The 21,511-nt window shown below is 37.2% G+C and carries 23 protein-coding genes and 2 pseudogenes; 22 read left to right on the plus strand and 3 right to left on the minus strand.

Features of this window, described 5'->3' with window-relative positions; translation table 11 throughout:
* Window positions 1-80: 80 nt before the first annotated feature.
* The 4 genes from OCV72_RS12485 to OCV72_RS12500 all read left to right on the plus strand — a co-directional run bounded on the left by OCV72_RS12485 (window position 81) and on the right by OCV72_RS12500 (window position 3,215).
* The gene (locus OCV72_RS12485) at window positions 81-1,046 is read left to right on the plus strand and encodes an alpha/beta hydrolase (RefSeq protein ID WP_055284179.1); all 966 of its coding nucleotides are present in this window, start codon (window positions 81-83) and stop codon (window positions 1,044-1,046) included.
* 70 nt (window positions 1,047-1,116) lie between these two features.
* Complete coding sequence (locus OCV72_RS12490; RefSeq protein ID WP_242859260.1) at window positions 1,117-1,710, plus strand: DUF6553 family protein; 594 nt, start codon at window positions 1,117-1,119, stop codon at window positions 1,708-1,710.
* 219 nt (window positions 1,711-1,929) lie between these two features.
* Complete coding sequence (gene murI, locus OCV72_RS12495; protein ID WP_055284180.1) at window positions 1,930-2,751, plus strand: glutamate racemase; 822 nt, start codon at window positions 1,930-1,932, stop codon at window positions 2,749-2,751.
* Window positions 2,752-2,759: 8 nt separating this feature from the next.
* Window positions 2,760-3,215, plus strand: a complete 456-nt coding sequence (locus OCV72_RS12500; RefSeq protein WP_055284181.1) for a YwiB family protein — start codon at window positions 2,760-2,762, stop codon at window positions 3,213-3,215.
* Window positions 3,216-3,242: 27 nt separating this feature from the next.
* On the opposite strand, the gene OCV72_RS12505 is transcribed toward OCV72_RS12500, so the two are convergent.
* Window positions 3,243-3,683: a hypothetical protein gene (locus OCV72_RS12505; protein WP_055284182.1), complete on the minus strand. Its 441-nt coding sequence runs from the start codon at window positions 3,681-3,683 to the stop codon at window positions 3,243-3,245.
* A gap of 249 nt (window positions 3,684-3,932) precedes the next feature.
* On the opposite strand from OCV72_RS12505, the gene tig reads away from it, so the two are divergent.
* On the plus strand, window positions 3,933-5,048 hold the full coding sequence (gene tig / locus OCV72_RS12510) for a trigger factor (protein WP_242859261.1): 1,116 nt from the start codon (window positions 3,933-3,935) through the stop codon (window positions 5,046-5,048).
* 109 nt (window positions 5,049-5,157) lie between these two features.
* Here tig and OCV72_RS12515 read toward each other — a convergent pair whose 3' ends face one another.
* Window positions 5,158-5,748, minus strand: a complete 591-nt coding sequence (locus OCV72_RS12515) for a pseudouridine synthase (protein ID WP_055284184.1) — start codon at window positions 5,746-5,748, stop codon at window positions 5,158-5,160.
* Between the two features lie 355 nt (window positions 5,749-6,103).
* Here OCV72_RS12515 and OCV72_RS12520 point away from each other — a divergent pair, with 355 nt between their 5' ends.
* The 15 genes and pseudogenes from OCV72_RS12520 to OCV72_RS12590 form a co-directional block, all read left to right on the plus strand.
* Window positions 6,104-6,685, plus strand: a complete 582-nt coding sequence (locus OCV72_RS12520; RefSeq protein WP_022415450.1) for a manganese efflux pump MntP — start codon at window positions 6,104-6,106, stop codon at window positions 6,683-6,685.
* 153 nt (window positions 6,686-6,838) lie between these two features.
* Window positions 6,839-7,246, plus strand: coding sequence for a helix-turn-helix domain-containing protein (locus OCV72_RS12525; RefSeq protein ID WP_055284185.1), 408 nt, complete (start codon window positions 6,839-6,841; stop codon window positions 7,244-7,246).
* Window positions 7,247-7,255: 9 nt separating this feature from the next.
* A complete protein-coding gene (locus OCV72_RS12530) occupies window positions 7,256-7,594 on the plus strand; it encodes a hypothetical protein (RefSeq protein ID WP_055284186.1) in 339 nt (112 codons plus the stop codon).
* A 104-nt stretch (window positions 7,595-7,698) separates the two neighbouring features.
* A pseudogene (locus OCV72_RS12535) lies at window positions 7,699-7,812 on the plus strand (sporulation transcriptional regulator SpoIIID); the annotation flags it as partial.
* A 282-nt stretch (window positions 7,813-8,094) separates the two neighbouring features.
* On the plus strand, window positions 8,095-9,819 hold the full coding sequence (locus OCV72_RS12540) for a metallophosphoesterase family protein (RefSeq protein WP_055284187.1): 1,725 nt from the start codon (window positions 8,095-8,097) through the stop codon (window positions 9,817-9,819).
* A 657-nt stretch (window positions 9,820-10,476) separates the two neighbouring features.
* Entirely contained in the window at window positions 10,477-10,971 is a 495-nt protein-coding gene (locus tag OCV72_RS12545; RefSeq protein ID WP_262568960.1) for a replication initiator protein A, read from the plus strand.
* Window positions 10,971-11,759 carry an ATP-binding protein gene (locus OCV72_RS12550; RefSeq protein ID WP_055284188.1) on the plus strand — a complete coding sequence of 263 codons (789 nt, stop codon included), beginning with the start codon at window positions 10,971-10,973 and terminating at the stop codon, window positions 11,757-11,759. The genes OCV72_RS12545 and OCV72_RS12550 overlap by 1 nt, the downstream gene beginning before the upstream one ends.
* Window positions 11,760-11,827: 68 nt before the next feature.
* On the plus strand, window positions 11,828-11,992 hold the full coding sequence (locus OCV72_RS12555; protein WP_172677227.1) for a hypothetical protein: 165 nt from the start codon (window positions 11,828-11,830) through the stop codon (window positions 11,990-11,992).
* A gap of 191 nt (window positions 11,993-12,183) precedes the next feature.
* Entirely contained in the window at window positions 12,184-13,410 is a 1,227-nt protein-coding gene (locus OCV72_RS12560) for an AAA family ATPase (protein WP_055284189.1), read from the plus strand.
* Window positions 13,403-14,107 carry an RloB family protein gene (locus OCV72_RS12565; protein ID WP_055284190.1) on the plus strand — a complete coding sequence of 235 codons (705 nt, stop codon included), beginning with the start codon at window positions 13,403-13,405 and terminating at the stop codon, window positions 14,105-14,107. Before OCV72_RS12560 ends, OCV72_RS12565 begins: the two co-directional genes overlap by 8 nt.
* Window positions 14,108-14,122: 15 nt before the next feature.
* A complete protein-coding gene (locus OCV72_RS12570) occupies window positions 14,123-14,389 on the plus strand; it encodes an ECs_2282 family putative zinc-binding protein (RefSeq protein ID WP_055284191.1) in 267 nt (88 codons plus the stop codon).
* Between the two features lie 6 nt (window positions 14,390-14,395).
* Entirely contained in the window at window positions 14,396-14,920 is a 525-nt protein-coding gene (locus OCV72_RS12575; protein ID WP_055284192.1) for a hypothetical protein, read from the plus strand.
* Between the two features lie 33 nt (window positions 14,921-14,953).
* A complete protein-coding gene (locus OCV72_RS12580; protein ID WP_055284193.1) occupies window positions 14,954-15,613 on the plus strand; it encodes a hypothetical protein in 660 nt (219 codons plus the stop codon).
* A gap of 138 nt (window positions 15,614-15,751) precedes the next feature.
* Complete coding sequence (locus OCV72_RS12585; RefSeq protein WP_055284194.1) at window positions 15,752-17,311, plus strand: recombinase family protein; 1,560 nt, start codon at window positions 15,752-15,754, stop codon at window positions 17,309-17,311.
* A pseudogene (locus OCV72_RS12590) lies at window positions 17,298-17,459 on the plus strand (sporulation transcriptional regulator SpoIIID); the annotation flags it as partial. The gene OCV72_RS12585 and the pseudogene OCV72_RS12590, both read left to right, overlap by 14 nt.
* 215 nt (window positions 17,460-17,674) lie before the next feature.
* Here the strand turns inward: OCV72_RS12590 and OCV72_RS12595 are convergent.
* Window positions 17,675-18,844, minus strand: coding sequence for a CD0519/CD1768 family membrane protein (locus OCV72_RS12595; protein ID WP_055181723.1), 1,170 nt, complete (start codon window positions 18,842-18,844; stop codon window positions 17,675-17,677).
* Window positions 18,845-19,155: 311 nt separating this feature from the next.
* Between OCV72_RS12595 and OCV72_RS12600 the strand changes: the two genes are divergently transcribed.
* On the plus strand, window positions 19,156-19,833 hold the full coding sequence (locus OCV72_RS12600; RefSeq protein WP_022415452.1) for a TetR/AcrR family transcriptional regulator: 678 nt from the start codon (window positions 19,156-19,158) through the stop codon (window positions 19,831-19,833).
* Window positions 19,834-19,866: 33 nt separating this feature from the next.
* Window positions 19,867-21,411, plus strand: a complete 1,545-nt coding sequence (locus OCV72_RS12605; RefSeq protein WP_055284195.1) for a response regulator transcription factor — start codon at window positions 19,867-19,869, stop codon at window positions 21,409-21,411.
* Window positions 21,412-21,511 lie beyond the last annotated feature (100 nt).

Raw genomic sequence — 21,511 nt, forward strand, 5'->3', positions numbered from 1 at the left:
CGCAGGGATGTGGTGTAAACCACATCTTTGTGTTATTCGGAAGAGTGTATGAAAGAAAATAGGGAAAGGCAGGGGAAGACATGACAAATTACAGAAAATTCATGGAACCGGAATATGGAGAGCCGGCACCAGAGGTAATCATTTATCCATCTCAGGAAATGGATATGGAACATCTAGCAAGATGGAGAAAAAAGAATGATTATGAATCTGTTGCTGAGATAACGGAAGAAATCAGGCATTGCATCTGTTATCCGAATCTGATGAAGATTGATACAGAAGATGTAAAGATTTTGGGACCGCAAGGAAATGTGAATACAAGAATCTACAAACCAGAAGGGGAAGAACTATTTCCAGTTCTGATCTATTACCATGGCGGAAGTTTTTCGATGAACAGTATAGAAGTATATGAGTATGTGTGCAGATATCTTGCATATACCGGTAATATGATTGTGGTGGCACCAGATTATCATCTGGCGCCGGAGTATAAGTTTCCGGCAGGACTAAATGAGGCATATGAAACTCTAGTATGGACAAAAAATAATATTGGATTATACTATGGAGATGAGGGAAATATTAGTGTGGCAGGTGATAGTTCTGGCGGAAATTTTGCAGCAGCAGTTTCGATTATGGCAAGGGATCAAGAAGGACCGAAAATTCGGAAACAGATACTCTTCTATCCACTGACCACAAATTATGAAGAAGAAATCACAGATTCAGAACAACATTATCAAGTCGGATATTTTCTTAATTATAATTGTATGAATAATCCGATGGCACATTATTTTGAAAATGAGGAAGATGTTAAAAATTCATTAGCATCGCCACTGTTGGAAGATAATTTGAAAGGACTTCCGCCTGCGTGTTTTATTTCGGCGGAATGTGATCCACTTTTAGATCAGGGCTTACAGTATGCGGCGAAACTTCAAGATGCAGGAGTGAAGGTAGAATATCATATTTTGAAAGGGATGCTTCATGGATTCATTAATCGTACTTATGGAAAAAGCTTTGAAGCATTGGAATTAGCAGCTGACTTTGTTAATAATTAAATCTTTGCTGCCTGCCTGTAACAAGCGAACATTTTTCATGATGTTTTGTGCCTTGAGCAGTGCGAAAGGAATGAATGTAAAAATGGATAAAACGTGGACAACAATTTTTTATCAGGAAACAAATCCAGTAAGAAGAATGGAATTGTTGAGAGAAAATACAGGTAATGGAGAAAGGAAAGAAGAACAGTATCGGAACCAACTCTGGATTGCAAGATATGGAAAAAGTAGTCCTGTGAAAGATGAATTTGTAGGATGCCTTTTGGATTTAAAATATCTGGCAGAGGTCATAACGATAGATTGGGGAGGAAAACGAAGAAAGCAGGGAATGCAGATTATTGATACTTTGGGAATGTCGGAAATAGAGAGTCGGGACGAATTGTATCATAAAATTCTTCTAGAAGAACTTCAGAATGTATTTTTGAAATATATTGAGGTTAGCAGAAATGGTCGAGATTTTACATCATTTGTATTTGGAGTGGGACAACTAACAGAAGAAGGAATTGCGAAAAAAATAGCACAACAAATTAATATGATCGCATTTCAGGCACCACATTTGCTTCATATGGACAAAGAGTTTGCATTATTACAGGAAGCAGCACTTTTGGCTTTTAGACAATTATACCCGAATAAAGAATATTTTTCGGAAAATAATCTGCCATTTTAGAATAATCTTATTTCTAAATTTTATGTAGAACGAATGTTTATTTTTATAGTTTGGTCTTTGAGAATTTAAAAATAAAAAATCGCTGAATCCATTGAATTTATTGGATTACAGCGATTTTTTGTTTTTAAAAATGTCGGAGAATTACTACTTGAAAATGCACGTCCAAGACGGTACAATAGTAAAATATGGTGGAGTATTCATAAAAGGAGATTTAATATCGTGGAAAATAAAAACAGGAACACTGCAGCAATCGGTGTGTTTGATTCGGGAGTCGGCGGTTTGACCGTCACAAGAGAGATCATGCGTCAGCTGCCGAATGAAAATGTAGTATATTTTGGGGATACAGCAAGAGTTCCATACGGAAGTAAGTCAAAGAATAACATTATCCGTTTTTCCAGACAGATCATCCGTTTCCTGAAGACAAAGAATGTAAAGGCAATCGTGATCGCATGCAACACGGCCAGTGCACTGGCGCTGGAGACGGTGAAGGAAGAATTTGATATTCCGATCATTGGAGTGATCGTACCCGGAGCAAGAGCTGCCGTAAGAGAGACGAAAAACGGTCAGATCGGCGTACTTGGTACAGAGGCAACGATCAAGAGCGAGACTTATACCAAAGAGATCAGAAAACTTATGCCGGAAGCGGAAGTTATAGGAAAACCATGTCCGTTATTTGTTCCGCTGGTAGAAGAAGGATTTGCAAAGCATAAGATCACAGAAGAAGTGATCGATATCTATCTGTCTGATATGAGAAAGTCGGAGATTGATACACTGATTCTGGGATGTACCCATTATCCGCTTCTCAGATCCCGGATTATGGCATATTTTGGAGAGTCTGTACATATTGTAAATCCGGCGTACGAGACAGCGATGGATTTGAAGCAGATACTGGAAGAGCAGAAAATTGCCAATACATCGGGAGAACCGGCGGCATATGATTTTTATGTCAGTGATGCAGCAGAAAAATTTAAGAAATTTGCCAATTCAATCCTGCCATATGATGTAGATAAGACACAGGCAATTGATATTGAAGATTATTAGGAGAATATATGACAAAAGACGTATTATTAAGTATATCCGGTCTGCATCAGGATGTGACCGGGATAGAAGCGCAGGGTGATGAGCCGGGAAATGAACCGATCGAAGTGATCGCACCTGCGAATTATTATGAAAAAAACGGAAAACATTATGTGATTTATGATGAACTGGTAGAAGGAATTCCGGGAACGATCAAGAATAAGGTCAGAATTATGGATGACCGGAAGGTTGAGATCATTAAGAGCGGGATTACAAATACGCATATGGTATTCGAGAAAGACAAGATCAATATGACACAGTATGAGACACCATACGGTGAGATGATGATCGGGGTATTTACAAAAGATATCCGGTTCGAAGAACAGGATGAAAAGATCACGGTACATGTGAACTATGCGCTGGACATCAACGGAGATCCGGTTGCAGACTGTAATATAGACATAAAAATAACAGCATTGGGTCGATAGGTTCCAATGCTGTTATTTATTAAGTACTTATTTGTTTCTTAATCTTGCAAAAAATCCCTTTTTCTTTTCCGGTACGTCCAGCGGACCTCTTACACCTTTTACTGCTGTGATGTAAATACCGCTGATAGTAGCTTTTACTTCTTTCTTAACCGGAATCAAAGGATAAACCTGTGCGTCGCACATAAGTGTCATGATCTTTGGTCCGACTTTGGCTTTTACTACCGGTACTTTAGAACGACGAAGATACTTTGGTGTATTTTCGATTACGATATCCGGTAAGCCGGCTTCTTTTAATTTCATACGACCTTTATCGATAACCAGGATGGAAACAGTCTGTGCAACTGCATCAAGTTGTGCCTGCTGATCTGCCTGTTTCTTCTCGGCTTTCTTTCCAACGAAATATAATACAACACATGCAACGATCAAAATCACAAGGATTACCAATAATACAATTGTAAATGTCTTCACAATAAACCTCCTATATTCTATATTCCATAACAAATATTCTAACATTGTTTTGGTGGGAGTGCAAGAAGTATACGGGAAAAGTAGACGATTTCAAAATGAAAAATTTGATAAAAGAATGAAATATATGTGAAAATGCTATGAAAGTTTTTCTAAATGTGATATAACAAAATAGTATGCGTAAACGTATACCAAGAAATCAGATGGGATTATGATGCCCACCTTAAAATGAATAATAAAACGAGGTGCACTATGAAAAAGAAAGTGGCAATGTTATTAACAGGTGTTATGGCAGTCTCTCTTATGATGACTGGTTGCCAGTCTGCCAAAGGTCTGGAAACAGAGAATATTAAGATTTCTGTTTATAAAGGCGTTGAAGTAGATAAGGTTGACAAACCAAGTGAAGTAACGGATGATGATGTGAATACACAGATTCAATCAGTACTGGATGAAAATTCGACAACAGAAGAAGTAACAGGCCGTGCAGTAAAGAAAGGTGATACAGCGACAATTGATTTTGTCGGAAAGATGAACGGAGAAGCATTTGACGGCGGATCATCCACAGATTATCCATTGGAGATAGGTTCAAACTCTTTCATCGATGGATTTGAAGACAGTATCATCGGACATAATGCAGGCGATACCTTTGACTGGAACGGAAAGTTTCCGGAGAATTACGGAAGTTCTGACCTGGCAGGAAAAGATGTTACATTTACAATTACAGTAAAATCTATTTCCAAAAAGAAGACACCGAAGCTTACGGACAAGTTTGTAAAGAAGGTGTCAAAGGAATCTAAGACAGTAAAAGAATATAAAGAAGAAGTGAAGAAGTCTCTCGAGGAAGATAACGAGAAGACATATAATGATTCTTTACAGCAGGCAGCATGGCAGAAGGTTCTTGATAATACAAAAGTTAAGAAATACCCTGAGAAAGATGTAAAGAAGATTGAAGATTCTCTGATCTCTCAGTACAAATCTGTTGCAGAAGCTTACAATATGTCATATGATGATCTGATCGAACAGCAGATGGGAACAACTGTTGAGAAATTCGAAAAGCAGGTAACAAAAGCTGCAAAATCCAGTGTAAAGCAGACATTGGTAACAAAGGCAATTGCAGATAAAGAGAACATTAAGTTAGATGATGAGACTTATAAGACAGAGCTTAAGAAGATTGCGGATGCATACGGATACGACAGTGTGAAGGCTCTGAAGAAAGCCGCATCCAAGTCAGAACTGAAAGAGATTGCACTGAATGATCTTGTAAAAGAATGGCTGGCTAACCAGTGCATTCAGGTTGAGACAAGCTCAAGCAGTTCATCAAGCTCGAGTGATTCATCAAGTTCAAGTAGTTCAGACTCAGGCAATTAAGCCGGACTGAATTGAAAGCAAAAGAAAATATAAAGATAAAAAAACTTCCCCGGAGTTTCTGGCATGGCACCATTCTGGTGCGGCAGAATAGACGGGGAGTTTTTTTATCTTAAGCATTATCCGGAAAGATTTCTTTCCACTCACCGGGACGCAGCGATTCATCAAGTACAATATTTCCGATGGAAATGCGTTTCAATTCAATCACGCAGCAGTGGACCGATTTCATCATGCGCCGGATCTGACGTTTCTTCCCTTCGGAAATGGTAATTATTCCATAGGTAACAGGGTGTTCAGGACGGTTTTTGTGGATATCTTTCTGAATCTCCACCGGTAATGTGGAAAGAATATCGGACATTACCGCATGTCCTGTTACGGTAATTTCAGCCGGGACGGTCGGGGTATCGGCGCCTTTCAGAATGACACCTGTTTCCAGCTTGTGTACCAGTTCCGGTGTCAGATTGCCGAGAAGGGTGAATTCATAAGTTTTCTTTTTGTGATAGGAAGGATGAGTGAGCTTCTGATTGAAGATACCGTCATCCGTGATCAGGAGAAGTCCGGTCGTCTCACGGTCAAGGCGTCCGACCGGAGAAAGCCTGTCATTATGTAATTCTTCAAAATAGTCCATAACCGTCGGATAGCGGTCATCGCGTCTGGCAGTGACACAGCCGAAAGGTTTGTGAAACATGTAGTAGTGAGGCATTGTTGTGACTCCTTTATTGGTTCTTTTCAGAGTTGTTCCGGGGAAAATCTCTGTGTAAAGCATACCACAGAAAAAGGAATAAATGATTGCTTATTGACAAAATTTATTAATTATGATATTTTCTTTTAGATGATAAATGACCGATGGGGGAGTAACAGGCGTATAACGCAACAAGTCAACATACTGATCGATGGATCTGGCTTGTTTTAATTTGTGAGACTCATGTGTAGCTGTAATATCTATGCGTGGACTCTCTCTATCCTATAAAGAAAGTATAGACCAGGTATGGCAGGCAGCTGCTGTATCTGGTTTTTTTGTTGTCATGCGTTTGAACTTAATTTTGGAGGAAATGATAATGGAGTGGAATTTTTTATTCTTTATGAACAGTGTCTTACTTGGAGTGGGACTGGCAATGGATGCATTTTCTGTCTCGCTGGCAAATGGAATGAATGAAAAAAATATGAAGAAATCAAGAATGGCTTATATTGCGGGAGTATATGCATTCTTTCAGTTCCTGATGCCTATGATAGGATGGATATGTGTGCATACGATCGTACAGGTTTTTGGACAGTTTCAGAAGTTCATTCCGTGGATCGCATTGATTTTGCTTTTGTATATCGGAGGAAGCATGATCAAAGAATCTATGCAGAGTGAAGAGGAAAAGGAAGAAGTGAAAAGATTAAGTTTTGCCGTGCTTATGATGCAGGGGATTGCAACATCGATTGATGCGTTGTCGGTAGGATTTACCACTGCCGGGTATGATTTGGTTATGGCTGTAGTCTGTTCACTGATCGTGGCAGTGGTAACGTTTGTGATATGTGAGACAGGGCTGTGCCTCGGTAAGACTCTGGGAACAAAGCTGTCAGGAAAGGCAGATGTTCTGGGAGGTGTAATCTTGATAGGAATCGGAATTGTGTCATGGGGACGGGGAATGTGACTTTTTTTCTGTCCCCGGTGGCAGGCTGCGTAAATACGCTGTGTAAAATAATTTTGACACGAAAATTGATGCGAAAAACGGTCATGTAAAGGAAGTTTGATAGACATTGGACACGCAATGTGGAAAGATGTTCCTGAAAGGAGAAACGCAGATATGGAAATTGGGAAAAAATTAAAAGACGCTCGTACGAAATCCGGATTTACCCAGGAAACAGTTGCAGAAAAGATCAATGTGTCCAGACAGACCATTTCAAACTGGGAAAATGAAAAATCCTATCCGGATATTATAAGCGTCATTGAGTTGAGCAGCCTTTATTCCATAAGTCTTGATGATTTATTGAAAGGGGACGAAAGAATGATGGAACATCTGGAAGAAAGCACAAATGTAGTCAAAAGCAATCAAAAATTGATAGGAGCGATCATACTTAATATTATCACGGTTATTCTATTGATTACCTTAAGTATGTTCCTGCCGGATAAGATATATTATCTGATTATGGTATTTTGTCTGGCTATTGTGAGCTCAGCAGTATTGCTTTATCAGATTATCAGACGTATTTAAGGGAGAAATATGATGGATAAAAATATTGTATTGGCTGTGATATTTGGTGCGGCCGCAGTTGTCGGAGCTATGGAAACGGTATATCAGATCTATCAGTTAACGGTGATGGATGCAGCCGCCCGTGGATTAAAACATCCAAAATTATGGGGACTGCTTGCTGCGAACGGGAATAATTCGAGTGGGTTGTTACTATATCTAATAGGTCGAAGGAACTATCCGATGAATTCCATAGACAGCAGACAGTTAGTGGTTATGGAGAAAAGGAAAAAGGCAGCCGGTATGGGGTTAGTGTTTGTGGCTGTCGGAGCGATTGGATTGCTGGTGTGTCTGGGAAGAGTTGGTTTATAAGGCTTATATAAGGGAAACTCCGAAAGTACAAAAGGAAAATGCAGACATACATCAAAATGCCCTTGCATAGATTGTAAAAAACAATTTATGCAGGGGTTATTTTTATGAAAGATTACATTGAGGAGAGGGCAGTAGAAATCGCATATTATATCATCGAACATAAAGCCACTGTGCGTCAGACCGCGAAGGAGTTTGGGGTTAGTAAGAGTACGATACATATAGTAGTAATAAAATAGAACGTTATACAAATATAATATATTCAATCAAATAAGATATAGAAGGAAGCAAGTTTGAAGAAATATTTGGGTGGAAATATTTGTTTGGGCTTGCTTTTAGTGTTTTTATATGAAGTTAGATAGCAGATTGAAAAGGAAATAGATAGGTGTTATATTTTAGATAATGAAAATGGAATTATTGATTAGGATAATTGATTTACATTAAAAATATACCAGAAGAAAATAAAAAGGAAGATATATTGAAAGGATTGGGGGACCATTTAATTGAGAAAATGTGAGAATATTTATGAAGAAATATGTGCTCTCGAACCAGTTGTTGATTCCTTGCCTTGTGTACATAATAATATGACAATGCAGGGAAGAAGAAAAGTTTTTTATATAAGTGATATTCATTGTGATATGAAAATGAAAAAGGGATTTAAGGATTTTTCTGATAAGGAATATATAAATCATGTTATTAAAAAGATGAACGGAGATGATCCATTTGGGGATAATCCATTGATTATAGTGGGAGATATTGATTGTTGTACAGAAAATGTGGATTATTTTTTTTCACAGCTTAGAATGCGCAGAGATGGTATTATAATTTTTGTATTGGGAAATCATGAGATATGGGCTTATGACATGGCGGTTTCTGATTTAGATGAAATAATTAAAAGGTATCGAGTTATTTGTAAAAAACATGATGTGATAATGCTACAAAATGAATTGGCATTCTTTTATGATGATAGAACAGGAAATGGAGAATTACTTTCGTTCAGTCATCATCATGTAATTTCGGAAAATGAATTATCAGAGTTAGCAATTGATGAAATACAAGTGTATGCAGAAAAAGCAAAAATGATTGTATTTGGAGGACTAGGTTTTTCCGGAAAGTGTAAAACTTTAACATCAGAAGGTAGTATATATAATGCTGATATAGGATTATATAGAGATGCTGTTCCTACGCTTGCGGAAGATATTATACAAGCAGAAAAAAGTGAAAAAGCATATTTAAAAGTATTAGAAGCATTATCTAATTATAATGTTATTATTGCAACCCATTGTCCGCTGGATAATTGGAGTGAAAGGGGCTATAATTCTAATTTCATCTATCTTAGTGGGCATACACACCATAATATATTTCATATGTCCTCAGATAAAACAGTTTTCGCAGACAATCAGGTTGGATATTCTAGTGATGATTACGATTTGAGATACTTTTTAATTAACGGTACATATGATAGCTTTATAAATTATTCTGATGGTATTTATAAGATTACATATGAACAATATATTGATTTTAATATTGGGAAAAATGTTAGATTAAAAAAGAAAAATGATGGAAAGCAAATTGTATTATTAAAAAAGGGCTTTGCACATATGTTTGTATATTATAATCGTAGTAATAAACTGATGCTATTAAATGGAGGTAGTCCAAAACAGCTTTATCATGAATTGAATTATTATTACAAAAATCTCGATAAATATGTGTCTAATATAAAAACAATAATGAATTCTTACATGGATAAATTGTTGAATATCTCTAAAGTAATTAAATCAATTGGTGGAGATGGTAGTATTCATGGCTGCATTGTCGATATTGATTATTATAATCATATATATATTAATCCGGTGGATGGAAAAATTACCCCATATTTTGCGTATGATATGGAACAAAAATATGTATATAAAGATTTATATACACTTCTTGCAGAAAAGAAGCCTTCTTTACTTTCAGGATATGTTGAATGGCAAAAAATCGATTCAAATAATGAAATAGTTGTTCGAAACACAGAATTAACAGATTTAGCTGTTTTAGTGACGGATAAAAAAATATATAGTGCTTCGAAAATTATAAAATCAATTCAATATCTTTTATTTCAAGATGTTGTTAGAGAGTGGAACGATAAAATATTGCGTATAAGTAATAGAGAAGAGACTATTGGAGAAATGGAAAGACTAGAAATTGATAATAGCATTTATCAGTCAATTCTGCAAAGTAATTAATATATAAGAAATTCTACATGAATAATAAAGAGCAAGATCCATCCGGGTAATACCGTATCGTAATAATTGAAAATAATATTTAGAAATTAGGAATATTATATTGGCTACATTGAAAATGTAAGCAGGTAAAAATTGAATATTTTTTACAGAGCATCTGGCAGAAGCCGGGTGCTTTTTTGAATATTTTGAAAGAAAATATCATGTAAATGGTGCGGAAATCTTTGATGGAAGCTAATTAGATGAAGATGAAATTGAATCAAGAGGATAAAAATAGAATATTCATCAAGAATAAACTTGTTAAACACAGGTGAATCTTGCTCTTGTATAAAAATTCAGATTAAAAAGAAGAAAGAAATAACAAAGAGCGAGATTCACTAGGGATTTATAGTACCTTAACTGGTTCTCTGCTTATCTTTAAGATTATGCGGAATTTTGGGATGCACAGTAATGAAATTATGAAAAAATTAAAAAAATTCTGATGAGGGGGCTGTATTTTATGCCCTCTCCCTTTGTATATATAGAGGGATAAATTTTTGTGGATATAAAATTCAAAAATATATTTCCTCAAATATTGAGAAGGTGAGGAAGAAACAAATGAAATATTTGTACATGAATGAGCAGGAGCGGCAGAAGCAGTATTATTAATTTCCAAAATTCTTGCTGGAATTACAGCTAAGTCAGAATGCAAGAATTATTTATATGCTGTTGTATGACCGGGCGAGAATATCACGAAAGAATAATTGGACAGATGAGGATGGAAGAGTATATGCAATATTTCCAATTGAAGAACTATCACAGAAAACCGGGAAGTGCAAATCTTCTGTTAAAAAGGCTTTGAAAGAACTAGATGATGCAGGACTGCTAATTCGGAAATTTGGTGGATTTTCAAAACCAAGACATATGTATGTAATGATACCAGACAAAGTAGAGGTTTCTGGAAAGGTACAATTACAGACAGATATAAAGAAAGCCGATAGAGAGTTAAAAAATGAGCTTTCATATGGTCAGAATGATAACTCTACGAAGGATATAAATACGGCATCTAATAAAGTAATAGAGAAAAATAACTCAAGTAATAAGTATGGAGTAAGTAGTTACAGTATAAAGAATCAAAAGATGAATTATGAGTGTGGGGAGGGAGAAAGCCTGTGATGTATGAGATACAAACATATTTAGGCGCAGATGGATTGATGCATTGTACTGTTTGTAAAGAACCCGTAGAAGCATTTTATCCAAAAGGTTCTTTGCTTGAAATGAGAAAGCATCACAGGCAGTGTGCGTGTGAAAGGAAGGCATATGCAGAAGAGGCACAATATTATAAAGAAAAAGAGCATCGGGAGCTAATCGCAAGAAATAAGAAAATCTGCTTTGAGGAAAAAGAAATGGAGGGATTTACATTTCAAAATGTAGAAAGAGATAGTGGCGTTATAAGAATCGCAGAAGAATATGTAACAAACTGGCAAAAAATGAAGCAAAACCATATGGGATATTTGTTCTGGGGACCAGTTGGAACAGGAAAAAGTTATCTGGCTGCTTGTATTGCGAATGCATTGCTGGAAAAAGAAGTTACCGTGAAAATGACAAATTTCAACACCATATTAAATGATTTGTTTGCAGCTGAAGACAAGACAGAATATATCAGATTATTGAATGGATATGAGCTTTTAATTATTGATGATCTTGGTGTAGAACGGAGCAGTGAGTATGCATTAGAAAATATTTTCGGTGTGATTGATTGGAGATATCGATCGGGGAAACCTTTGATTATCACAACAAATCTTCCTTTAGCACAATTAAAACAAGAGACAAAAATTGAGAAGAAAAGAATTTATGACAGAATTCTGGAAAGATGTATTCCGGTAAAAATTGATGGAGTCAGCAGACGAGAAGCCATGGCAAATGACAATATGCAGACTATGAAAAACATTCTGAAAATCTAGGACTATTTCAGGAGGAATTTTCATAGTAATGGACAAAGAGTGAGCAGGGAGGAGGTGGAAACTTCACCGTGGCGAAAAGAAAACTGAACTATCGATTTCATAATCCAAATCCGGTGGAAGTAACCGCCGATTACATATTGAAAGTGATGATAGAAGCGAATACTGAGAAGGTGGAGAAGATATTGCGGGAGAATATGGTGCAGATGGAAGTAAATGAATGTGAACTGGGATAAAGCGGATAGATGAGGAATGGATTGAAAGTCATTAATATGAAGTCTAAGGTGTATAATTTTGCCGAAAATTGCCGAAATGTAAATTATAATATAAAATATGAGATTTCATCTCATAAAACTATTGCTAAAATAAAAAAACGGAATATAATAAGGATATAGGCAAGAAGTTTGGACTAATGGAGGTAAATAAGATGTTATGCCAATTTACAGTGAAAAATTTTAAGAGTATACGGGATGAGGTAACATTTGACATGCAGGCTGCCGCCATTTCTGAGCATGAAGACAGAATTATAAAAGATAAAGATGAGGAATTATATTTACCGGTATCTGCTGTATACGGACCAAATGGTGGAGGCAAATCTAATGTTCTTGAAGCGTTACACAGTCTGGTTACGAAGGTGTTGAGACCATTATATGCTACAAGTAATAACGAAGAGATTGCAATAAAAATGAAAAAGCTTGTGATAGAGCCGTTTGCTTTTGATGAAGAAACAAGAAATGAGCCAACAGAATTTGAACTGTTTTTTAGAACGGCAATGGCAGAGTATCGCTATGAATTAACCGTAAAAAAAGAAGTAATCGAATACGAAAGGTTGGATCGTATAAAATTAGAAACAGGGCGGAAATCAGCACTTTTTGAACGAGATGAAGATGAAATTAATTTGAAAGGTGCATTTGCAAGATTGAAAACCAGTGATGAATTATCCGATACATTGCCGTTGTTATCGTATCTTGGAATTACTTACAGCAAAAATGAAGTGGTACAGGATGTGCTTGACTGGTTTGATGAAGAGATTGATTTCCTGAATTATGGAAATCCTATGCAGGAATTACGAATGGCTGTTTCTAAGTCAGAGGATGTAAAAAGACTGATGCTTCAGATGATTCAGGAGATGGATTTGGATATTGTAGATTTCCGTGTAGAAGAAAAGGAGAATGACCGGATCGAAGTATTTACAAAACACGTAGTAGATGAATATGAAGCAGAATTGAATTTATTTGATGAATCCAGTGGAACAAAGAAATTATTTGGATTGCTCCCATTTATTGCAAAAAGTTTATTGAGAGGAACGACACTTGTGATTGATGAATTGGATGCAAAGATACATCCGGTATTACTTAAATACCTTATTATGACTTTCAGTAATATGGAAAAAAATAAAAAGGGTGCACAGTTGATTTTTACATCACATGATCTGTCTACTATGAACAGTGAAGTATTCAGAAGAGATGAAATCTGGTTTGTAGCAAAAGGAAACCGTCAGAACTCAAAATTATATTCTCTTGTAGAATTTAAAAATAAGAAAGGTGAATCTGTACGAAAGGATGCCAAGTTCGATAAACAGTATCTGGAAGGGAAATATGGTGCAGATCCATACCTCAGAAAGATTATAGATTGGGGGACGGTGAATGGCTAAAAGAGGCAGAAAAGAGAAAGACAACTGGAAGAAGAAACGTCGGCAGGAATATCTGGAGAAGAAAGAATTCCGCTACTACATTTTCTGCGAGGGACAAGCAACGGAACCTAAATATTTTCAAGGATTCAAACGGTATATTGAAGATAATCCCATTTATCGAGATATGGTTTTGATTGAAATTGAAGGCTGCCAGGCTGAGACGATGCGGGTAATCGGAAAGGCTGAAGAGTATGTGCGTGAGAATAAGATTACGAAAGGGCAGATATGGTGTGTCTATGATAAAGACAGTTTCCCATCCAGTGATGTCAATGGAGTAGTCCAGCGGGCAGAAGTATTAAATCAAAAGAATCCGGATATTCAGTATCATGCGGCGTGGAGTAACGAGTGTATCGAATTCTGGTTCATGTTACATTTTGCATATTATACGGCAAATAATCACAGATCTGAGTATAAAAAGTTTTTGAATGAGAAATTTCAGGAACTGGGAATTGGGAAGTATGAGAAGAATATGGATGACATATTTGAGACGCTGATGAATGGTGGAAATCCGAAGTTGGCAATTCGATATGCAAGACGGATTATTAACAATGGAAAAGGGAAAACACCTGCGGAGATAGCACCAGGAACGAAGGTGTATGAGTTGGTGGAGGAACTGGCGAAGTATTTGCCGGGGAAACAGAAGAAATGTTTTGACTAGAGAGGAAGAGTGTGAATGAAAGATTTAAGTAGAAATGTAAAATTATATTGTGATGTATGCGGTAATGATCAATTTTCAATAATAAATGATATTGACTGTGAATTAAAGGAGGCTCCAGATGAAACAAAGATGCAATGTTCGGATTGTGGAAAGATTTTCACGAAAGCTGAGTTGATTGAATTAAATCAAGAAGTAATAGAGGCTAATATAGAGGATATAAAAAAAGAGGCTGTTAAGGAATTTGAAAAAGAATTATCGAAAGTACTAAAGAAATGGAGATAGTCTTAGATGAACGAGGAAATTGTGAATTGTTTTAATATTGTAATAGAAGTTGTAAAAGGCGTAGCATTGTACGTTATGCCGATAGCGGCTTTTATTGTCTCACTTATTGCATTGAAACGTTCTAATGATACGATGAAGGTACAAGTTCAGTTATCAGAAGTGGAAGAAAAATTAAAGGAATATGAATTGGCATTAAAGAAACGTGAATTAGAAAAGATTCAAGCAGAAGAAAATAAGGAGAAAAAAGCTAATATAGAAGCAAGAGTTATTAAGATTTCAAAAGGAAGTTATAGATTGAAAGTGTGGAATTCAGGTAATGAAACAGCATATAATGTTGAGGTTTCTATTCCTAAAGAATATAGTGTCATTATTATGAAAGACAAGATGCCATTTGAATATCTTGAACCAGGAAATAGCTTTGAAGAATGTGTTGTAATACATATGCAATCAGCTCCTAAGTTTAAGGTGATTTCGAAATGGGAAGATGAAATGGGAAATGAATTTTTGAACGAGCAATTGCGTAGTTGTTGAAAATATGAATAGGGAATACAGAAGGAGAAAACAGTGAAATTAAAGAATGTGATAGATAAGATCGAAAAATCAAAAAATCTGATAGAACTAATTATAATGTTTATAACTGCAATATGTACGGTCATTGGTGTATATTTGGGGTTTGCACAAATTAATTCAACTCTCAAAGAACAACGATTTTCTAATAGGTTAGAATTGGCAGATGATTTGATGAGTGAATATATGACTTTATCAAGTCATGGAAGTAAAGCAGTATTCTATTTAGTTGCCGATGCTAATGGTGAAGCTGATGAACTTATAAAAATAGATAGTAATTATCCTAATTATATGCAAATGCATTCGGAAGAGTTAGAGAACATTAAAGGGAAGATTGCGGCGTATGGTTCTACTGAACTTGTAAATCTATTTTTTGATTCCTATAATAGTATTCAAATGAAACTTGAAAATGGTAAAGGAGATTTAGAATCGTATAAATATTATTTCTATTCAATGCCTTTGTTAGCATCGTGTATTAGATATGATTTGACAGGAGAAAAAGTAAATCCTTCAATTTTTTATAATTCTTCTATGCGCGAACTGAAAACATTGGAGGCAGCAAGCGGAATGGAAGATTTTCATGAGAAAATGATTTCTACAAATGATGAATTAGTGGAAAAGTATGGCTTGCCCAAGAAATTTATTTGGAAAGAATAATAAAGTATGTGTTGAAGAAAGTAGAACACTTATTAATGAAAGGGGTGATCTACTTCCTTTTTTTGTTTACAAATTCTTTTTTGGATATATAATAAAAGATGTAACAGAACGATACAGCTATAACAGAGAGGTGATACTATGAACATTGCAGCCTATTGTCGAGTCTCCACCGACAAAGCCGATCAGCTCAACAGTCTGGAAGCCCAAAAGGAATTTTTCTCAGAATACACAAAACGCACAGGGGACACTTTAGTAAGAGTATATGCAGATGAAGGCATTTCCGGAACTAAAATTAAAAATCGTAAAGAATTTCTTCGCATGATGGCTGATGCAGAGCAGGGATTATTTGATATGGTTGTTGTAAAAGACATCTCTCGTTTTGCAAGAAATACTGTAGATCTTTTACAAAATGTCCGTAAGCTAAAATCATTGGGAATCGAAACGCAGTTCTTAACCGCAAATATGACCAGCATGGGAAACAGCGAATTTGTACTTACCATCTTTGGAGCTCTAGCACAGGAAGAAAGTGCCAATACTTCCAAGCGTGTAAAATTTGGAAAGAAGATGAACGCAGAAAAAGGACGAGTTCCGAATATTGTATATGGATACGACAAAACAATCGGAGATTATTTTAATCTTGCAATCAATAAAGAAGAATCTAAAGTTGTACAGCAGATTTACAAGTGGTACACAGAAGAAGGTTACGGTGCTGCTAAGATTGCCAATATGCTAAATGAAAAAGGTTATAAGACAAAACGAAATTGCAAATGGAGTCAGAATGCAACTTGCCGTATTTTGACAAATGAAATATATACTGGAAAAATTATCAATGGCAAGCAAGAAGTCAGTGATTTCCTAACAGGTCAGAGAAGAGATAAGGACGAGACAGAATGGATGGTAGTGGAGCGGCCGGAACTTCGAATCATAGAAGATGAGACATTTGAAAAAGCACAGGAGATTTTAAGAGGCAGACATGATGCATTTAATCTTAGTCACGAACGGCAGAGTAATAAGCATCTGTTTTCGACATTGATCAAATGTAAAGAATGTGGCTGGTCCTTCCGTAGAACGGTTCGTACTTATAAGAACACGTATGTACGGTGGGTATGCTCGGGGCGAAATGGCCGGGGCGTAGATAGCTGCCCCAATAAAACGGTTGTGGATGAGGAAGAACTCATTGAAGTTCTGCAGGAATATTTTACAAATGTATTGAAACAAAAGAAAAAAGTGATTGCTCATGTGGTAAATGAGTTTCAGCGTGTATATAAAGCTAAAGATGAAAATGTAGAGTACGAAAAAGAATTAAATGCAGAACTTGCTAAATTGCAAAAGACCAGACAAAAATATATGGATATGTATACGGATGATTTGATTTCTCGTGAAGAGTTGAATGAGAAGATTGGTGGTTCTCGCCAGGAAATGGAACGAATAGAAAATGAACTCAAGATGGTATCTTATCATTTAACCAAAGGGGAACAGTTAGAGAATATTTTAAATAATACATTTAAAGAAATTGAAGACATTACTGATGTACACCAGATGACCAATCAGCAGTTAAAGCGATTGATTCAGAAGATAGAAGTAGATAAGGATGGAAATGTAGATATTTATTTACGCTTGCTTGGAGATCTTGGGTTAGATGAGTCTGTATTAATTGAAGAAAATGAAACCGTTCTAAATTGTGACGACCAAACATAAAGACTGCACCGACCGCCTGGAGCAGATCAACCCAACCCTGGCGCAGAGCGTCCGTAAAGTTCTTGATGTGAACAAGCAGGAACGCCACATTCGTGGCGGACTTGCCACTCGGGAAAAATATCTACATCAGCATCGGCATGCAGGATAAAGAGAGTAACAGAACAAAAAGCTCTTATAATTTCGGACATCAACGAGTCGATTTCATGGGATAAAAGATAACAACAGAACAAAAAACTCCGCACAGATATTCTGGAGAAGCATCATATATAGACGATTCATTCGAATATCCTTGCGGAGTTTTTATACAACTAATTATTTCCAAGAATTATGATGTCTCGAATTGTAAAAACACAGCCTTCATAATCATAAGAACAACATCACCAGTTTAAAGATCCAGTTGGCGGCGACCCCGGCGCAGAGTCCACCGATCGTGTGGCTTAAAATTGCCTTTCCGGTTAGCTTGTTCACTTTAAGTGAAGACATCATAGCCACATGTGTGCTGAGGTATCCGCTCCAGCACATGCACATTGCAGTGAATACGGCTACGTCATTGGCGAGGACGGTTCCGGCTTCTGCCATGTGCGGTACTAGTCCGATTGCGGCACCGGCAGCACCGAGTGCCGTGATCGGAACGGAGATTCCGGATGCATCTGTGAATCCAAAAAGCGGTGATAAGATGAATTCAAGCTTCTTTCCAAGCCATGGAAGGAAAGCGATTCCTTCATAAGCGGCACCGGTGTAAGTTCCGTCTGCAGATGCGCCGTTGGTCAGCATCATGACCAGTGTACAGATGGTGATAACGCCCGGGATGATGGCAAGGCCGACATCCACACCGTTTTTACCACCCTCAAGAAGTGCCTCGATGGCACGTCCGCCGATGCCTCCGTCACGGATCTCGCGGGTATTCATGATGGCATCCATGTCTTCGTGTTCTTCGAACTGTATGCAGTATTCTTCGGTTCCATATTCTTTCTTGGTGAAATGAAGCATGATGCGGACACTGATGATACTGCCGATTATAGCGGAAAAGTTACCGACCAGTACAGCAGTTCCGGCGTGTCCACCTTTTAACTTCAGACCGATCATGAATGTACTTACAATCAGTCCCATTCCGAAAGATGTTCCAAGGTTCGTTAAAGCCGGAAGCTGGAATTTCTTGAAATATTTACGGAAATTCTTATCTTCAGCAAGTCCCAGGATTGCCGGATTGTCGGACAGATAAGTAGTGATTACACCGAGTGCTGCGGCACCCGGCAGATTATAAAGTGGCTTCATCAGCGGTGACAGTAATTTATTCACCATCGAAATGACACCGAATTCTGAGAACAGTCCTGAAATGGCTCCGGCAAGAACTGCGATTGCCATAATATAGAAGACTGTCTCAAGAAGCAGCTGGTAGCCGGTGTTCATCAATGTGTTCAGCATATTGACACCGCCCATTTTCATACCCATACCACCGAAAATTCCTAAAAAGATTGCCAGAAAGACGAATCCTTCAAGACTGATGGATTTTTTTGTTCTTTTGTTTCCCATAAAAAACCTCCAATATTTTATACACGTATTTTATCCAAGTTTCCCAGCTTATATAAAACGCATAGTAATAAGATACTATATAATTAAATGAAAGTCAATCATTGTTTACAAATTGTGCATATAAGATAAAATGATAGTAGATAATAAAAATAAATTATGCATAATTATTGTGAATTGAAAAAATTTTATTGAAATGCTAATATAAAAATGGATATATTAATAGAAGAGATAAATAAATCGGATGTATGAAATGTTGTTAAAAATTGCAAAAAGTTAAAATTAAGGAAGAGAATGAAGGAGGACAGCAGACTGTGGCAACAGTTGGAGGAAACAGACAGGAAAAGAGAAAAAGGATTATGTCGTATTTCATCAATGCGACAATTGAATTAATGGAAAAAGAAGGAATTGAGAATCTGACGATCAGGAAGGTTGCAGAACAGGCAAAATACAACAGTGCAACGCTGTATCATTATTTCTCTAATCTGGATGAACTGGAATTATTTGCAAGTGTAAAATGTCTGGATGAATATATGCAGGAAACGTTGATACACAAGGCCGAGGGAAAGGATTTTCAGGAGTGGTATCTGGGACAGTGGCGCTGCTTTTGCAGACATTCGTTCCAGAGACCGAGAATCTATAACTTCTTATTCTTCAGTCCGGAAGGGACACAGAACCTGAATGAGGTTTTCCGGAGATATTATGAGATTTATCCAAATGAAAAGGAAGAAAAGACAGAAGATTACGAAGGATTTTTGAAAGAAGGAGATTTCTTCAAACGCAACGAAGATCTGCTAAGAGATGTGATCAGAGAAAGAAATTATGAGATATCTGAGCAGGAGATCAAAGAACTGAATGAAATGAGTGTGCTGATCTATCGGGGAATGCTTGCAATCATGCGAAGTGACAGGGACAAGCCGACGGTAGACGAGGCGGTGGATAAGACAGTCAGATATCTGGCGAAGACACTGGATGCGTATCATCTGGGATAGAGTAAGATATAATCTGGAAGGAGGTATTTCCTTATGAGGATAGTTGTCGTAGAAGACAATGAATTGTATAGAGATGAACTGTTACAATGTTTGGAGCAGGAAGAATCAGATATAGAGATCATAGGAAGTGCAGCCAATGGAGCCAGAGGGCTTGCGCTGGTGGAAAAGCTGGTCCGGGAAAAAGCTGGTCCGGACGTGATATTTACAGACATCCGGATGCCGGAGATGGATGGATTCGAGATGATCGAAGCCCTGCAGAAAAGAAAGATATCCTGCAAAATTGTGATTACAAGTTCTTGTCCAGAATTTCTGTATGCAAAACGTGCAATGGAGCTTGGTGCCGTTGACTTTCTGGTCAAACCATTGAAAACTTATGAAGTCCGTAATGTAATAAGAAGATTGAGAAGAGAGCTGGAAAGCGAGAAGAAGTGGAAACACATACTGAATCTGGATTACATTTTCCCGAATGCGATGGCAGGAAAGCTGAAAGATGACCTGCAGATAAAAGAACTCATAAAAGAAGGTTATGGAATCGCACCGGACGAAAGGATTGGCGTTCTGGGAATCGGCATGAGCTCAAATTATGAGAAATATAAAGAACAGATGAAGCAGATTCTGAAAGAACTGGAGATTTTTAATCAGAAACAGGATTTCTGTGCGTATGCAATAGAGATGCGTGGACGTCAGAGCTTTGTGGTTCTTTTTTATCATATGGGAAATGAACAGGAGACGTATCGGTATCTGGAACAGACAATTGTTCCGATGATCTGTAATATTACACGTGGAAGGGTGATATGTACCTGGGCGGTCAGTGATGGATTTGAAAATATGCATGAAGCGGTCAGAGAACTAGATCATGCGGCAGAATGGAATCTGATTCTGAAGAAGGGAACCTTAATCTGTAAGGAAAAGATACAGGAAATTAAGCTGCATTCATATAAGTATCCGCTGCACCTTGAAATAGAAGCCAAAGAAGCACTGATGAATAAGGATTTGAAGCGTTTTAAAGAGATATTTTCCAGGTATCAGGCATATTGCAGGGAACTTCCATGTACACCACAGGAGGCAAAGGAAGGATGTACACATATCGCATTGGTCCTGATCCAGATGGCGGCAGAAGCAGGGGCACTACAGGCGCAGAGAAAAGGACAGGCCTTTCTTCAGGGAATATCGAGAGCCAATGGATGGACGGACGTAGAAGAAAAAGCAGATGAATTCTTCGAATATCTGACAAGCAAAGAAGAATGCCACAATAATATAAGTCTTCTGGTGCAAAAGGCACTGGAGAATATCCGGGAGTATTATAATCAGGGAATTACGTTGGAAGAAATTGCAGAAAAACTGCATGTGACAGAGGAGTACTTAAGTACTCAGTTCCGAAAAGAAACAGGACGGACATTTACCGAGACGATCCGAGGGTACAGGCTTGAACACGTAAAAAAACTTTTGACGGTTACAAACTGGAAACTGACGAAGATTGCTGAAATGGTGGGTTATACAGACCCTAAATATATGAGCCGTGTATTCAAAGAAGAGACTGGAATGCTGCCTCTCGAATACCGAAAAAGGAACAGTTAGATTAAAAAAACGTTAAAAAAACACAAATTCAGTCAAAAAAAGTCATCCTTTTTTAAATATTTCCCCCTTGTAGAAATACGGGAGAATGTTAAGATATTTC

It is taken from the genome of Dorea amylophila (assembly GCF_025567265.1).
Lineage (GTDB): Bacteria > Bacillota > Clostridia > Lachnospirales > Lachnospiraceae > Dorea_A > Dorea_A amylophila.